This is a genomic window from Blastococcus sp. CT_GayMR20, assembly GCF_004570345.1.
In genome coordinates this window covers 1-14571 of record NZ_SPQM01000121.1, presented here as the reverse complement: position 1 = coordinate 14571, position 14571 = coordinate 1, and the positions used below count along the sequence as shown (strand labels likewise).

12 protein-coding genes are annotated in these 14571 nt (G+C 71.9%); 6 read left to right on the top strand and 6 right to left on the bottom strand.

Annotation, left to right across the window (positions count from 1 at the left end):
* Positions 1 to 134 precede the first annotated feature (134 nt).
* From mtrB (E4P40_RS21245) to E4P40_RS21220, 6 genes are all read right to left on the bottom strand, one after another.
* On the bottom strand, positions 135 to 1856 hold the full coding sequence (gene mtrB, locus E4P40_RS21245; protein ID WP_135160443.1) for an MtrAB system histidine kinase MtrB: 1722 nt from the start codon (positions 1854 to 1856) through the stop codon (positions 135 to 137).
* A 10-nt stretch (positions 1857 to 1866) separates the two neighbouring features.
* Positions 1867 to 2583: an MtrAB system response regulator MtrA gene (mtrA, locus tag E4P40_RS21240; protein ID WP_135160444.1), complete on the bottom strand. Its 717-nt coding sequence runs from the start codon at positions 2581 to 2583 to the stop codon at positions 1867 to 1869.
* A 92-nt stretch (positions 2584 to 2675) separates the two neighbouring features.
* A complete protein-coding gene (ahcY, locus tag E4P40_RS21235; RefSeq protein WP_135160445.1) occupies positions 2676 to 4169 on the bottom strand; it encodes an adenosylhomocysteinase in 1494 nt (497 codons plus the stop codon).
* A 201-nt stretch (positions 4170 to 4370) separates the two neighbouring features.
* Entirely contained in the window at positions 4371 to 5369 is a 999-nt protein-coding gene (locus E4P40_RS21230; protein ID WP_245160482.1) for a type IV toxin-antitoxin system AbiEi family antitoxin domain-containing protein, read from the bottom strand.
* A gap of 150 nt (positions 5370 to 5519) precedes the next feature.
* Positions 5520 to 6695 (bottom strand): mannose-6-phosphate isomerase, class I, encoded by a 1176-nt coding sequence (gene manA / locus E4P40_RS21225; RefSeq protein ID WP_135160446.1) that lies wholly within the window; start codon positions 6693 to 6695, stop codon positions 5520 to 5522.
* 94 nt (positions 6696 to 6789) lie between these two features.
* Positions 6790 to 7143: a glycerol-3-phosphate dehydrogenase C-terminal domain-containing protein gene (locus E4P40_RS21220; RefSeq protein ID WP_245160484.1), complete on the bottom strand. Its 354-nt coding sequence runs from the start codon at positions 7141 to 7143 to the stop codon at positions 6790 to 6792.
* Between E4P40_RS21220 and E4P40_RS21215 the strand changes: the two genes are divergently transcribed.
* The 6 genes from E4P40_RS21215 to mtrB (E4P40_RS21190) all read left to right on the top strand — a co-directional run bounded on the left by E4P40_RS21215 (position 7036) and on the right by mtrB (E4P40_RS21190) (position 14437).
* Positions 7036 to 7782 carry a glycerol-3-phosphate dehydrogenase C-terminal domain-containing protein gene (locus E4P40_RS21215; RefSeq protein WP_245160483.1) on the top strand — a complete coding sequence of 249 codons (747 nt, stop codon included), beginning with the start codon at positions 7036 to 7038 and terminating at the stop codon, positions 7780 to 7782. The two genes, E4P40_RS21220 and E4P40_RS21215, sit on opposite strands and share 108 nt — an antisense overlap.
* A 94-nt stretch (positions 7783 to 7876) precedes the next feature.
* Complete coding sequence (gene manA, locus E4P40_RS21210) at positions 7877 to 9052, top strand: mannose-6-phosphate isomerase, class I (RefSeq protein ID WP_135160446.1); 1176 nt, start codon at positions 7877 to 7879, stop codon at positions 9050 to 9052.
* 150 nt (positions 9053 to 9202) lie between these two features.
* Positions 9203 to 10201, top strand: a complete 999-nt coding sequence (locus E4P40_RS21205) for a type IV toxin-antitoxin system AbiEi family antitoxin domain-containing protein (protein WP_245160482.1) — start codon at positions 9203 to 9205, stop codon at positions 10199 to 10201.
* A gap of 201 nt (positions 10202 to 10402) precedes the next feature.
* Positions 10403 to 11896: an adenosylhomocysteinase gene (ahcY, locus tag E4P40_RS21200; RefSeq protein WP_135160445.1), complete on the top strand. Its 1494-nt coding sequence runs from the start codon at positions 10403 to 10405 to the stop codon at positions 11894 to 11896.
* Positions 11897 to 11988: 92 nt separating this feature from the next.
* On the top strand, positions 11989 to 12705 hold the full coding sequence (gene mtrA, locus E4P40_RS21195) for an MtrAB system response regulator MtrA (protein WP_135160444.1): 717 nt from the start codon (positions 11989 to 11991) through the stop codon (positions 12703 to 12705).
* Positions 12706 to 12715: 10 nt separating this feature from the next.
* Positions 12716 to 14437: an MtrAB system histidine kinase MtrB gene (gene mtrB / locus E4P40_RS21190; protein WP_135160443.1), complete on the top strand. Its 1722-nt coding sequence runs from the start codon at positions 12716 to 12718 to the stop codon at positions 14435 to 14437.
* The last annotated feature ends 134 nt before the right edge of the window (positions 14438 to 14571 follow it).

Below are 14571 nucleotides of genomic sequence, written 5' to 3'. Positions count from 1 at the left end.
GCCCACGACGTCGGCGGCCCGGGTCGGGATCTGGGTGATCTGCACGGTGGCAGAGCTGCTGGGCACCGTGGAGCAGCCCGAGACGGCGAGCAGGAGGGCGGTCAGCGCGGCCCACCAGGCGCCGGGGCGCCGGCTCACACCGGTGTCCCGGGACGGCGGACGACAGCGGGGCGCAGCGGCAGCGGAGAGCTGGTGAGATCGCCCCCCGCGGTGAGCGGCAGCGTGAGGCGGAATTGGGCGCCGGCCCCCGGCTGTCCCCAGACCTGCAACCAGCCGCCGTGCAGCCGCGCGTCCTCGAGGCTGATGGAGAGGCCGAGGCCGCTGCCGCCGACGGTGCGCACGCGCGAGGGGTCGGCCCGCCAGAACCGGTCGAAGACGTGCTGCGCCTCGGCAGAGGAGAGGCCGACACCCAGGTCGCGGACGGTCACCGCGGCCGCTGTCCGGTTGGCCGCCAGCGTGATCTCCACGGGACGGCCGGCGCCGTGCTCGATTGCGTTGCCGACCAGGTTCCGCAGGATCCGCTCGACCCGCCGCGCGTCCACCTCGGCGATGACGTCCTCGTCGGATGCGTTGACGACGAGTTCGGTCTCGTGCCGCTCGGCGAGGCCGTACATGCCGGCCACGACCCTGGCGACGAGGGCGCCCAGTTCGGTGGGCTCGGAGTCCAGGACGGCGGCCCCGGCGTCGTACCGGCTGATCTCGAGCAGATCCGTGAGCAGGCCCTCGAACCGGTCCAGCTCGGCGCGCAGCAGCTCGGCGGACCGGGCGACGTGCGGCGGGAAGTCGCCCCGTGCCTCGTGCAGCACGTCGGCCGCCATCTGGACGGTGGTCAGCGGGGTGCGCAGCTCGTGGGACACGTCGGAGGTGAAGCGCTGCTGCAGCTGGGACAGCCCCTCCAGCTGGGTGATCTGCCGCTGGAGGCTGTCGGCCATCGCGTTGAAGCTGGTCGCCAGGCGGGCGAGGTCGTCCTCGCCGCGGACGGCCATGCGTTCCTCGAGCTGACCCTCGGCCAGCCGCTGGGCGGTGCCCGCGGCCCGCCGCACGGGATCGACCACCAGCCGGGTGACCAGGACACCGATGCCGACGACGAACAGGGTGAGCGCGATCCCGCTGATCACGACGGTGCTGCGGATCAGGGACAGGCTCTCGTCCTCCTGCACCAGAGGGAATGCGTAGTAGAGCTCGATGCGCTGGCTGCCTCCGGCGTCGCTGGGGACGGCCGCCCCGACCAGGAGGGTCGGCCGGAGCTCTCCGTTGTCGTCGGGGATCAGGTCGTACTTCCAGGACCGCCCGCCGGCCTCGACGTCCGCGCGCAGGTCCGGAGGCAGGGCGTCCAGGACCGCGCGATGGCTGGTCGCGTTGCGTTCGATGTCGCCGGACCTGTGCACCATGACGACGTCGAAGTCGCCGGCCGCGCCGCCGCGGGCGAGGAGCTGGCGGACCGTGCTGTCCAGCGTCGAGCGCACGGTCGAGGCGTCACCGGTGGCGATGCCCGCCACCTGGGTCTGCGCGTAGACCACCCCGTTCTGGGCCTGGTCGATGGCCGCCTCGCGCTTGACGCGCAGCAGCTGGTCACGGATCTGGCTGAACAGCACGAGGCTGACGATGATCACCACGGTGCCGGCGACGACCATGGTGATGGCGCCGATGCGCACCTGCAGGGACGACCGCCAGGTCTGCAGGGCGCGGGCGGCCGCCCGCCCGATGTGGACCCGCGCCCGCCGTCGGGCACGCACCAGCCTCCGCCGCAGGCCGCGGCGGACCCCGGTCAGCTCGGCGGACGCACGGCCTGGCTCACCGGGGGCCGGGGACGGCGTCGTCCCGGTACCCGTCTCCGGGGAACGGGTGACGGTCACAGCCCCATTGTCATGGCGGGCCGGCCTTGTACCCCACGCCACGCACAGTCAGCACGACCTCGGGCTTCTCCGGGTCGCGCTCGATCTTCGCCCGCAGCCGCTGCACGTGGACGTTCACCAGCCGGGTGTCGGCCGCGTGCCGGTAGCCCCACACCTGCTCGAGCAGGAGCTCGCGGGTGAACACCTGGCGCGGCTTGCGGGCCAGCGCGACCAGCAGGTCGAACTCCAGCGGGGTGAGCGCGATCGGGACGCCGTCCCGGGTGACCTGATGGGCCGGGACGTCGATCTGCACGTCCCCGATCGCGAGGTTCTCGGCCTGCCCGGTCTCGCCGCGGCGCAGCTGGGCGCGCACCCGCGCGACGAGCTCCACCGGCTTGAACGGCTTGGTCACGTAGTCGTCGGCGCCGGCCTCGAGGCCCTGGACGATGTCGATCGTGTCGCCCTTGGCGGTCAGCATGACGATCGGCACGGTCGACTGCGTGCGGATGTCCTGGCAGATCTGCAGGCCGTTGCGGCCGGGCAGCATCAGGTCCAGGAGGACGAGGTCGGGACGCGTCTGCTGGAAGACGCCGACCGCCCGGTTGCCGTCGGAGACGAAGGCTGGTTCGTACCCTTCGCGCCGCAGCACGATGCCGAGCATCTCGGCGAGGGCGGCATCGTCGTCGACGACCAGGACACGGCCGCGACTGGGACCGTTCTGCGGAGCGGTAGGTGGCACGGGGCCCATTCTGCGCTGGTGAGGGGCAAAGGGCGCCCACCCGCCCGGGTGAGATCCCGGAGCGGGTGGGCGGCGAGGGGACTTTCAGCGCGAAAGTCCGCTCAGTAGCGGTAGTGGTCGCTCTTGTAGGGCCCCTCGACCGGCACGCCGATGTAGTCGGCCTGCACCTTGGTCAGCTCGGTGAGCTTCACGCCGAGGGCGTCGAGGTGCAGCCGGGCGACGTGCTCGTCGAGCTTCTTCGGCAGCACCGTGACGCCGGGGACCTGGCCCTCGTAGGCGGCGCGGTTGGTCCACAGCTCGATCTGCGCGAGCACCTGGTTGGAGAACGACGCGCTCATCACGAAGCTCGGGTGCCCGGTGGCGTTGCCCAGGTTCAGCAGCCGGCCCTCGGACAGCAGGATGATCGTGTGGCCGTCGGCGAACCGCCACTCGTCGACCTGCGGCTTGATCGTCGTCCGCACGACACCGGGGGTCCGCGCCAGGCCGGCCACGTCGATCTCGTTGTCGAAGTGCCCGATGTTGCCGACGATCGCCTGGTGCTTGGTCCGGCCGAGCTGCTCGGCGGAGATGATGTCCTTGTTGCCGGTCGCGGTGATGATGATGTCGGCCTTGCCGATGACCTCGTCGAGCGTGGTCACCTCGTAGCCGTGCATCGCCGCCTGCAGGGCGTTGATGGGGTCGATCTCGGTGACGATGACGCGGGCGCCCTGGCCGCGCAGCGACTCCGCGCAGCCCTTGCCGACGTCGCCGTAGCCGCAGACGACGGCGACCTTGCCGCCGATCATCACGTCGGTGGCGCGGTTGATGCCGTCGATCAGCGAGTGCCGGCAGCCGTAGAGGTTGTCGAACTTGCTCTTGGTGACGGAGTCGTTGACGTTGATGGCGGGGAACAGCAGCCGCTCCTCGCGGGCGAGCTCGTAGAGCCGCATGACGCCGGTCGTCGTCTCCTCGGTGACGCCCTTGATGCCCTGGCCGATCCGGGTCCAGTAGCCGGGGTCCTCGGCGAGGGTGCCGCGCAGGACGTCGAGGATGACGCCGTACTCCTCGGAGTCGGCGTCGGTGGTGTCGGGGACGACGCCGTCGGTCTCGAAGCGGGTGCCCAGGTGGACGAGCAGGGTGGCGTCGCCGCCGTCGTCCAGGAGCATGTTCGGGCCGACGACCTCGCCGGCCTCGTCGCGGAACTCGAACAGGCGCTGGGTGCACCACCAGTACTCGGGCAGCGACTCGCCCTTCCAGGCGAACACGGGGACCCCGGCGGGCTGCTCGGGCGTGCCGTCGCCGACGACGATCGCGGCGGCGGCGTGGTCCTGGGTGGAGAAGATGTTGCAGCTGACCCAGCGCACGTCGGCGCCGAGCGCGGTCAGCGTCTCGATGAGGACGGCGGTCTGCACGGTCATGTGCAGCGAGCCGGCGATGCGAGCGCCGGCCAGCGGCTGCGCGTCGCCGTACTCGGTGCGCAGCGCCATCAGACCGGGCATCTCGTGCTCCGCGAGCTGGATCTCCTTGCGGCCGAAGGCGGCCAGGGAGAGGTCGGCGACCTTGTGGTCGGCCTCGCCGGTGGGCGTGGTCAGGGTGGTGCCGGTGCTGGCGGTCATGTCGCTCCAGGGTGCGGCCCGGCCACGAACGGCTCGGGCTGGTTGCGGTAAGGGAGAGCGAGCATGCCGAGGCTTCGGCGGGGCTCGTGCCGCCGCCCACGATACCCGGGAACTGATGATGATCAGGTGACCTGATCATCAGTGGTCCTGGCTCACGATCGACGGTGAGCCAGGACCCCCGCAGGTGAGCCAGGAGCCGGCTCAGGCGGCCTCGGCGTCTGCTCCAGGCTCGCGACGACGGACGACGGTGTAGCGACGGGGACCCGTGTAGGGCGTCGCGAGCAGCCGTGCGATGCCCGCGGCGACACCCGGCCAGCTGCCACCCAGGTCCGCCTTCGCAATACGCACGAAGCGGACGTCCAGCCCGCGCACCCGGTCCTCGCGGCGCTTCTCCTCCCACAGCACCTCGCCGGGCGTGCGACAGTCCCGCGGATCGAGGTACTTCACGCGTCCGTCGAACTCCAGCGCCAGTGCGGCGTCCTCGTACCAGGCATCGACCCGGGCGACGAATCCGTGTGCGTTGTGCAGCTCCACCTGCAGCTCCGGGGTCGGCAGACCAGCTGCGAGCAGGGCCAGCCGACCTTCCGTCTCGAGCGGTGACTCGGCGCGCCCGTCACTCAGCCCCAGGGCGCGGGCCGCGGCGGAGGCCCCGGTCCGGTGCCTGGCGGAGTGCACCGCGTCCTGGAGTTCCGCCCGACGGACGAGCCCGTCGTTCAGCGCCGCGTCCATGGCGACGACGGCTTGCAGCTGAGACCACTCCCGGGCGCAGTCGACGAGGGTCCGGGCGACGGTCGTCGTCCTGTAGGTGAGCCATGGGACGACGTCGTCCGGCGGGAGCGCAGCTCGGGCCACGCGGTAACCACGACCCCGTCGCCACTGGTCGACCGAGGTCACCCGTACGTCCCGGGTCTCGACTCGCGGAACGAGGAGACGGTGCAGTCGCGCCGCGGAGCTGTGACTGAGGACCGGGCCCGGTTGAAGGCTGAGGAGCACGGCGACGCAATCCATGAGGTGCCGCTCCCGGTCGTCGGCGGCCTCCAGACGATCCCGGGACACGTAGACGCCCTTGCGCAGCCGAAGCCACCGGCCACTGCGGAGGGCCGACTTGATGTCATCGAGGGCGTAACCGGCCGTCAGGGATTCCTGGCTGGTGAACACACCGAACCGGAGTGCGGCGACGGACTGGAGGATCGGATGCACGCGAAGCAGTCTCGGCCCCGGTACCCACCCCGGGGACCGACCACCGGCATCTGTGGACAGCGTCGTCCTGGCTCAGCGTGTGGGGTCCTGGCTCACCATCGACGGTGAGCTAGGACCCCCGATGATCAGGTGACCTGATCATCATCGCGCTCAGGCCAGGTTCGTGGTGGCGCGGTAGAGGACGGCCGGGCCGCGGGCGTTCACCGGGGCACCGGCCGGCACGAACGCCGAAGCGCCCTGCTCGAGGATGACCTCCGTGTCGGCCGAGCTCAGCACCGCCGTGCCCTCGGTGCACAGCAGCACCTGGGGGCCGCGGGTGGTGAGCGTGCCGGACTGCTCGTCGAGCTGGCAGCGGGTGAGGTCGAAGTCCTCGATCGGCACCGGGTAGCGCAGCCCGCCCGGGCCGAGCACCGGGTGCAGGACCGGCACCTGTCCGTCGGTGAAGTCCAGCACCTCGATGAGGGCCGCCAGGTCGACGTGCTTGCCGGTGAGGCCCCCGCGCAGGACGTTGTCCGAGCTGGCCATCACCTCGACACCGGCACCGGAGAGGTAGGCGTGCAGGTTGCCGGCGGGAAGGAAGACGGCCTCACCCGGAGCCAGCTTCAGGTGGTTGCACATCAGCGAGATCACCACGCCCGGGTCGCCGGGATAGGTCTCGGCCAGCGACGCGGCCCACCGGTAGGTGTTGATGAACTCCGGGTCGTGGGCGGCCACGAAGCGACTCGCGGCCTCGGCGACGGCGCTCACGAGGACACCACGCGTCTCCGGCGACAGCGCGATCAGCTGGGGAATGGCCGCGCGCAGCCCACCGCGAGCGAGCGCCGCGATCGTGGGCTTGAGCTCGGGCACCTGCAGTTTGGCGAGGCAGTGCAGCGAGGCCTCGACGGGGCGGAAGCCGCAGAGGGCCTCGACGGGGGTCAGCGCGAGCAGCAGCTCCGGCTTGTGGAACGGGTCCTTGAACGTCCGTGTCGGATCGTCCCGCGGCACGCCGGCGGCCTCCTCGGCGGCGAAGCCTGCCTGGGCCTGCTCGTTCGTGGGATGCGCCTGCAGTGACAGCGGCTGGTCGGCGGCGAGCACCTTGAGGAGAAAGGGCAGCCGGGTGCCGAACCGCTCGCGGACCTCGGTGCCGAGCAGGCCGTCGGGTTGCTCCTCGATCGCCTTGTCCAGGGGAGTGCCGTTGGCGAGGATGCTGGGGGCGTCGGGGTGCGCACCCATCCACAACTCTGCGTACGGCTTGTCCGCGGGGCTCGGCTCACCGAGGAGCTCGGGGATCACGGTGCGCGATCCCCACGGGTAATGACGCACGGTGTTCTGCAGCTGCCACATCGCGAGGAAGACTAGTCCTTCACACGCCCCGCACCCTGGGTTTCGAGACGCCCGGCGCCCCGTGCACCCCACCCGCCCCTCGACAGCGGACGCGTCACACCGCGGCGCGCACGTCCGGTGCGCCGAGGCGGGCGGCGTCGGCGGTGTGGTCGTCGGGCATCCGCTGGGACTCGCGCTCGGCGGCCACCCGCGCGGCGTAGTGCTCGACCTCCCGGCCGGCGCGCTCGTCGTCCCAGCCGAGCACCGCGGCCATGAGCGCGGCCACCTCCGGGGCGGACTCGACACCGCGGTGGTCGGTCTCGATCGAGACGCGCGTCCGCCGGGTCAGGACGTCGTCCAGGTGCAGGGCCCCCTCGGCGGTCACCGCGTGCACGACCTCGGCGGCCAGGTAGCCGGGCGCACCGGTGAGCGGCCGGGCCAGCGCGGGATCGGCCCGCGCGAGGTCCAGGACGTCGCCGATCCGGTCGCCGTGCCGGCGCAGCAGCCGGGTCTCGTCCTCGTGGCCGGCGGCAAGTACACGACCTACCGCGTGATGGCGGAGGACGCCGTCGACGCCGCGGTGGAGGGACTTCCCGGCGTGCCGCCGTCCCGCACGGCGCTGCTGCCCTTGGTCGGCGCGCACCGCTGGGAGGACGTCCGGGAGCGGGCCGCCGAGCTCGCCGCCGCCGCCGGACTGCCCGAGGAGACCGTCGCCCGGCTGCTGCGCCGGCACGGCGACCGGATCGGCGACGTCCTGGACCTCGCGCGGGCCGATCCCGCGCTGGCCCGGCCGCTCACCGGTGCGCCCGGCTACCTGGCCGCCGAGGTCGTGCACGCGGTGACCGCCGAGGGGGCCCTGCACCTGGACGACGTCCTGACCCGGCGGACGCGCGTCTCGATCGAGACCGACCACCGCGGTGTCGAGTCCGCCCCGGAGGTGGCCGCGCTCATGGCCGCGGTGCTCGGCTGGGACGACGAGCGCGCCGGCCGGGAGGTCGAGCACTACGCCGCGCGGGTGGCCGCCGAGCGCGAGTCCCAGCGGATGCCCGACGACCACACCGCCGACGCCGCCCGCCTCGGCGCACCGGACGTGCGCGCCGCGGTGTGACGCGTCCGCTGTCGAGGGGCGGGTGGGGTGCACGGGGCGCCGGGCGTCTCGAAACCCAGGGTGCGGGGCGTGTGAAGGACTAGTCTTCCTCGCGATGTGGCAGCTGCAGAACACCGTGCGTCATTACCCGTGGGGATCGCGCACCGTGATCCCCGAGCTCCTCGGTGAGCCGAGCCCCGCGGACAAGCCGTACGCAGAGTTGTGGATGGGTGCGCACCCCGACGCCCCCAGCATCCTCGCCAACGGCACTCCCCTGGACAAGGCGATCGAGGAGCAACCCGACGGCCTGCTCGGCACCGAGGTCCGCGAGCGGTTCGGCACCCGGCTGCCCTTTCTCCTCAAGGTGCTCGCCGCCGACCAGCCGCTGTCACTGCAGGCGCATCCCACGAACGAGCAGGCCCAGGCAGGCTTCGCCGCCGAGGAGGCCGCCGGCGTGCCGCGGGACGATCCGACACGGACGTTCAAGGACCCGTTCCACAAGCCGGAGCTGCTGCTCGCGCTGACCCCCGTCGAGGCCCTCTGCGGCTTCCGCCCCGTCGAGGCCTCGCTGCACTGCCTCGCCAAACTGCAGGTGCCCGAGCTCAAGCCCACGATCGCGGCGCTCGCTCGCGGTGGGCTGCGCGCGGCCATTCCCCAGCTGATCGCGCTGTCGCCGGAGACGCGTGGTGTCCTCGTGAGCGCCGTCGCCGAGGCCGCGAGTCGCTTCGTGGCCGCCCACGACCCGGAGTTCATCAACACCTACCGGTGGGCCGCGTCGCTGGCCGAGACCTATCCCGGCGACCCGGGCGTGGTGATCTCGCTGATGTGCAACCACCTGAAGCTGGCTCCGGGTGAGGCCGTCTTCCTTCCCGCCGGCAACCTGCACGCCTACCTCTCCGGTGCCGGTGTCGAGGTGATGGCCAGCTCGGACAACGTCCTGCGCGGGGGCCTCACCGGCAAGCACGTCGACCTGGCGGCCCTCATCGAGGTGCTGGACTTCACCGACGGACAGGTGCCGGTCCTGCACCCGGTGCTCGGCCCGGGCGGGCTGCGCTACCCGGTGCCGATCGAGGACTTCGACCTCACCCGCTGCCAGCTCGACGAGCAGTCCGGCACGCTCACCACCCGCGGCCCCCAGGTGCTGCTGTGCACCGAGGGCACGGCGGTGCTGAGCTCGGCCGACACGGAGGTCATCCTCGAGCAGGGCGCTTCGGCGTTCGTGCCGGCCGGTGCCCCGGTGAACGCCCGCGGCCCGGCCGTCCTCTACCGCGCCACCACGAACCTGGCCTGAGCGCGATGATGATCAGGTCACCTGATCATCGGGGGTCCTAGCTCACCGTCGATGGTGAGCCAGGACCCCACACGCTGAGCCAGGACGACGCTGTCCACAGATGCCGGTGGTCGGTCCCCGGGGTGGGTACCGGGGCCGAGACTGCTTCGCGTGCATCCGATCCTCCAGTCCGTCGCCGCACTCCGGTTCGGTGTGTTCACCAGCCAGGAATCCCTGACGGCCGGTTACGCCCTCGATGACATCAAGTCGGCCCTCCGCAGTGGCCGGTGGCTTCGGCTGCGCAAGGGCGTCTACGTGTCCCGGGATCGTCTGGAGGCCGCCGACGACCGGGAGCGGCACCTCATGGATTGCGTCGCCGTGCTCCTCAGCCTTCAACCGGGCCCGGTCCTCAGTCACAGCTCCGCGGCGCGACTGCACCGTCTCCTCGTTCCGCGAGTCGAGACCCGGGACGTACGGGTGACCTCGGTCGACCAGTGGCGACGGGGTCGTGGTTACCGCGTGGCCCGAGCTGCGCTCCCGCCGGACGACGTCGTCCCATGGCTCACCTACAGGACGACGACCGTCGCCCGGACCCTCGTCGACTGCGCCCGGGAGTGGTCTCAGCTGCAAGCCGTCGTCGCCATGGACGCGGCGCTGAACGACGGGCTCGTCCGTCGGGCGGAACTCCAGGACGCGGTGCACTCCGCCAGGCACCGGACCGGGGCCTCCGCCGCGGCCCGCGCCCTGGGGCTGAGTGACGGGCGCGCCGAGTCACCGCTCGAGACGGAAGGTCGGCTGGCCCTGCTCGCAGCTGGTCTGCCGACCCCGGAGCTGCAGGTGGAGCTGCACAACGCACACGGATTCGTCGCCCGGGTCGATGCCTGGTACGAGGACGCCGCACTGGCGCTGGAGTTCGACGGACGCGTGAAGTACCTCGATCCGCGGGACTGTCGCACGCCCGGCGAGGTGCTGTGGGAGGAGAAGCGCCGCGAGGACCGGGTGCGCGGGCTGGACGTCCGCTTCGTGCGTATTGCGAAGGCGGACCTGGGTGGCAGCTGGCCGGGTGTCGCCGCGGGCATCGCACGGCTGCTCGCGACGCCCTACACGGGTCCCCGTCGCTACACCGTCGTCCGTCGTCGCGAGCCTGGAGCAGACGCCGAGGCCGCCTGAGCCGGCTCCTGGCTCACCTGCGGGGGTCCTGGCTCACCGTCGATCGTGAGCCAGGACCACTGATGATCAGGTCACCTGATCATCATCAGTTCCCGGGTATCGTGGGCGGCGGCACGAGCCCCGCCGAAGCCTCGGCATGCTCGCTCTCCCTTACCGCAACCAGCCCGAGCCGTTCGTGGCCGGGCCGCACCCTGGAGCGACATGACCGCCAGCACCGGCACCACCCTGACCACGCCCACCGGCGAGGCCGACCACAAGGTCGCCGACCTCTCCCTGGCCGCCTTCGGCCGCAAGGAGATCCAGCTCGCGGAGCACGAGATGCCCGGTCTGATGGCGCTGCGCACCGAGTACGGCGACGCGCAGCCGCTGGCCGGCGCTCGCATCGCCGGCTCGCTGCACATGACCGTGCAGACCGCCGTCCTCATCGAGACGCTGACCGCGCTCGGCGCCGACGTGCGCTGGGTCAGCTGCAACATCTTCTCCACCCAGGACCACGCCGCCGCCGCGATCGTCGTCGGCGACGGCACGCCCGAGCAGCCCGCCGGGGTCCCCGTGTTCGCCTGGAAGGGCGAGTCGCTGCCCGAGTACTGGTGGTGCACCCAGCGCCTGTTCGAGTTCCGCGACGAGGCCGGCGAGGTCGTCGGCCCGAACATGCTCCTGGACGACGGCGGCGACGCCACCCTGCTCGTCCACCTGGGCACCCGCTTCGAGACCGACGGCGTCGTCCCCGACACCACCGACGCCGACTCCGAGGAGTACGGCGTCATCCTCGACGTCCTGCGCGGCACCCTCGCCGAGGACCCCGGCTACTGGACCCGGATCGGCCAGGGCATCAAGGGCGTCACCGAGGAGACGACGACCGGCGTCATGCGGCTCTACGAGCTCGCCCGCGAGGAGCGGCTGCTGTTCCCCGCCATCAACGTCAACGACTCCGTCACCAAGAGCAAGTTCGACAACCTCTACGGCTGCCGGCACTCGCTGATCGACGGCATCAACCGCGCCACCGACGTGATGATCGGCGGCAAGGTCGCCGTCGTCTGCGGCTACGGCGACGTCGGCAAGGGCTGCGCGGAGTCGCTGCGCGGCCAGGGCGCCCGCGTCATCGTCACCGAGATCGACCCCATCAACGCCCTGCAGGCGGCGATGCACGGCTACGAGGTGACCACGCTCGACGAGGTCATCGGCAAGGCCGACATCATCATCACCGCGACCGGCAACAAGGACATCATCTCCGCCGAGCAGCTCGGCCGGACCAAGCACCAGGCGATCGTCGGCAACATCGGGCACTTCGACAACGAGATCGACGTGGCCGGCCTGGCGCGGACCCCCGGTGTCGTGCGGACGACGATCAAGCCGCAGGTCGACGAGTGGCGGTTCGCCGACGGCCACACGATCATCCTGCTGTCCGAGGGCCGGCTGCTGAACCTGGGCAACGCCACCGGGCACCCGAGCTTCGTGATGAGCGCGTCGTTCTCCAACCAGGTGCTCGCGCAGATCGAGCTGTGGACCAACCGCGCCGCCTACGAGGGCCAGGTCCCCGGCGTCACGGTGCTGCCGAAGAAGCTCGACGAGCACGTCGCCCGGCTGCACCTCGACGCCCTCGGCGTGAAGCTCACCGAGCTGACCAAGGTGCAGGCCGACTACATCGGCGTGCCGGTCGAGGGGCCCTACAAGAGCGACCACTACCGCTACTGAGCGGACTTTCGCGCTGAAAGTCCCCTCGCCGCCCACCCGCTCCGGGATCTCACCCGGGCGGGTGGGCGCCCTTTGCCCCTCACCAGCGCAGAATGGGCCCCGTGCCACCTACCGCTCCGCAGAACGGTCCCAGTCGCGGCCGTGTCCTGGTCGTCGACGACGATGCCGCCCTCGCCGAGATGCTCGGCATCGTGCTGCGGCGCGAAGGGTACGAACCAGCCTTCGTCTCCGACGGCAACCGGGCGGTCGGCGTCTTCCAGCAGACGCGTCCCGACCTCGTCCTCCTGGACCTGATGCTGCCCGGCCGCAACGGCCTGCAGATCTGCCAGGACATCCGCACGCAGTCGACCGTGCCGATCGTCATGCTGACCGCCAAGGGCGACACGATCGACATCGTCCAGGGCCTCGAGGCCGGCGCCGACGACTACGTGACCAAGCCGTTCAAGCCGGTGGAGCTCGTCGCGCGGGTGCGCGCCCAGCTGCGCCGCGGCGAGACCGGGCAGGCCGAGAACCTCGCGATCGGGGACGTGCAGATCGACGTCCCGGCCCATCAGGTCACCCGGGACGGCGTCCCGATCGCGCTCACCCCGCTGGAGTTCGACCTGCTGGTCGCGCTGGCCCGCAAGCCGCGCCAGGTGTTCACCCGCGAGCTCCTGCTCGAGCAGGTGTGGGGCTACCGGCACGCGGCCGACACCCGGCTGGTGAACGTCCACGTGCAGCGGCTGCGGGCGAAGATCGAGCGCGACCCGGAGAAGCCCGAGGTCGTGCTGACTGTGCGTGGCGTGGGGTACAAGGCCGGCCCGCCATGACAATGGGGCTGTGACCGTCACCCGTTCCCCGGAGACGGGTACCGGGACGACGCCGTCCCCGGCCCCCGGTGAGCCAGGCCGTGCGTCCGCCGAGCTGACCGGGGTCCGCCGCGGCCTGCGGCGGAGGCTGGTGCGTGCCCGACGGCGGGCGCGGGTCCACATCGGGCGGGCGGCCGCCCGCGCCCTGCAGACCTGGCGGTCGTCCCTGCAGGTGCGCATCGGCGCCATCACCATGGTCGTCGCCGGCACCGTGGTGATCATCGTCAGCCTCGTGCTGTTCAGCCAGATCCGTGACCAGCTGCTGCGCGTCAAGCGCGAGGCGGCCATCGACCAGGCCCAGAACGGGGTGGTCTACGCGCAGACCCAGGTGGCGGGCATCGCCACCGGTGACGCCTCGACCGTGCGCTCGACGCTGGACAGCACGGTCCGCCAGCTCCTCGCCCGCGGCGGCGCGGCCGGCGACTTCGACGTCGTCATGGTGCACAGGTCCGGCGACATCGAACGCAACGCGACCAGCCATCGCGCGGTCCTGGACGCCCTGCCTCCGGACCTGCGCGCGGACGTCGAGGCCGGCGGGCGGTCCTGGAAGTACGACCTGATCCCCGACGACAACGGAGAGCTCCGGCCGACCCTCCTGGTCGGGGCGGCCGTCCCCAGCGACGCCGGAGGCAGCCAGCGCATCGAGCTCTACTACGCATTCCCTCTGGTGCAGGAGGACGAGAGCCTGTCCCTGATCCGCAGCACCGTCGTGATCAGCGGGATCGCGCTCACCCTGTTCGTCGTCGGCATCGGTGTCCTGGTCACCCGGCTGGTGGTCGATCCCGTGCGGCGGGCCGCGGGCACCGCCCAGCGGCTGGCCGAGGGTCAGCTCGAGGAACGCATGGCCGTCCGCGGCGAGGACGACCTCGCCCGCCTGGCGACCAGCTTCAACGCGATGGCCGACAGCCTCCAGCGGCAGATCACCCAGCTGGAGGGGCTGTCCCAGCTGCAGCAGCGCTTCACCTCCGACGTGTCCCACGAGCTGCGCACCCCGCTGACCACCGTCCAGATGGCGGCCGACGTGCTGCACGAGGCACGGGGCGACTTCCCGCCGCACGTCGCCCGGTCCGCCGAGCTGCTGCGCGCCGAGCTGGACCGGTTCGAGGGCCTGCTCACGGATCTGCTCGAGATCAGCCGGTACGACGCCGGGGCCGCCGTCCTGGACTCCGAGCCCACCGAACTGGGCGCCCTCGTCGCCAGGGTCGTGGCCGGCATGTACGGCCTCGCCGAGCGGCACGAGACCGAACTCGTCGTCAACGCATCCGACGAGGACGTCATCGCCGAGGTGGACGCGCGGCGGGTCGAGCGGATCCTGCGGAACCTGGTCGGCAACGCAATCGAGCACGGCGCCGGCCGTCCCGTGGAGATCACGCTGGCGGCCAACCGGACAGCGGCCGCGGTGACCGTCCGCGACCTGGGTGTCGGCCTCTCCTCTGCCGAGGCGCAGCACGTCTTCGACCGGTTCTGGCGGGCCGACCCCTCGCGCGTGCGCACCGTCGGCGGCAGCGGCCTCGGCCTCTCCATCAGCCTCGAGGACGCGCGGCTGCACGGCGGCTGGTTGCAGGTCTGGGGACAGCCGGGGGCCGGCGCCCAATTCCGCCTCACGCTGCCGCTCACCGCGGGGGGCGATCTCACCAGCTCTCCGCTGCCGCTGCGCCCCGCTGTCGTCCGCCGTCCCGGGACACCGGTGTGAGCCGGCGCCCCGGCGCCTGGTGGGCCGCGCTGACCGCCCTCCTGCTCGCCGTCTCGGGCTGCTCCACGGTGCCCAGCAGCTCTGCCACCGTGCAGATCACCCAGATCCCGACCCGGGCCGCCGACGTCGTGGGC

Excerpts from the sequence above, each read along its gene's own strand:
- manA (WP_135160446.1), top strand. The coding sequence starts at position 7,877 with ATGTGGCAGCTGCAGAACACCGTGCGTCATTACCCGTGGGGATCGCGC.
- mtrA (WP_135160444.1), bottom strand. The coding sequence starts at position 2,583 with ATGGGCCCCGTGCCACCTACCGCTCCGCAGAACGGTCCCAGTCGCGGC.
- manA (WP_135160446.1), bottom strand. The coding sequence starts at position 6,695 with ATGTGGCAGCTGCAGAACACCGTGCGTCATTACCCGTGGGGATCGCGC.
- ahcY (WP_135160445.1), top strand. The coding sequence starts at position 10,403 with ATGACCGCCAGCACCGGCACCACCCTGACCACGCCCACCGGCGAGGCC.
- ahcY (WP_135160445.1), bottom strand. The coding sequence starts at position 4,169 with ATGACCGCCAGCACCGGCACCACCCTGACCACGCCCACCGGCGAGGCC.
- mtrA (WP_135160444.1), top strand. The coding sequence starts at position 11,989 with ATGGGCCCCGTGCCACCTACCGCTCCGCAGAACGGTCCCAGTCGCGGC.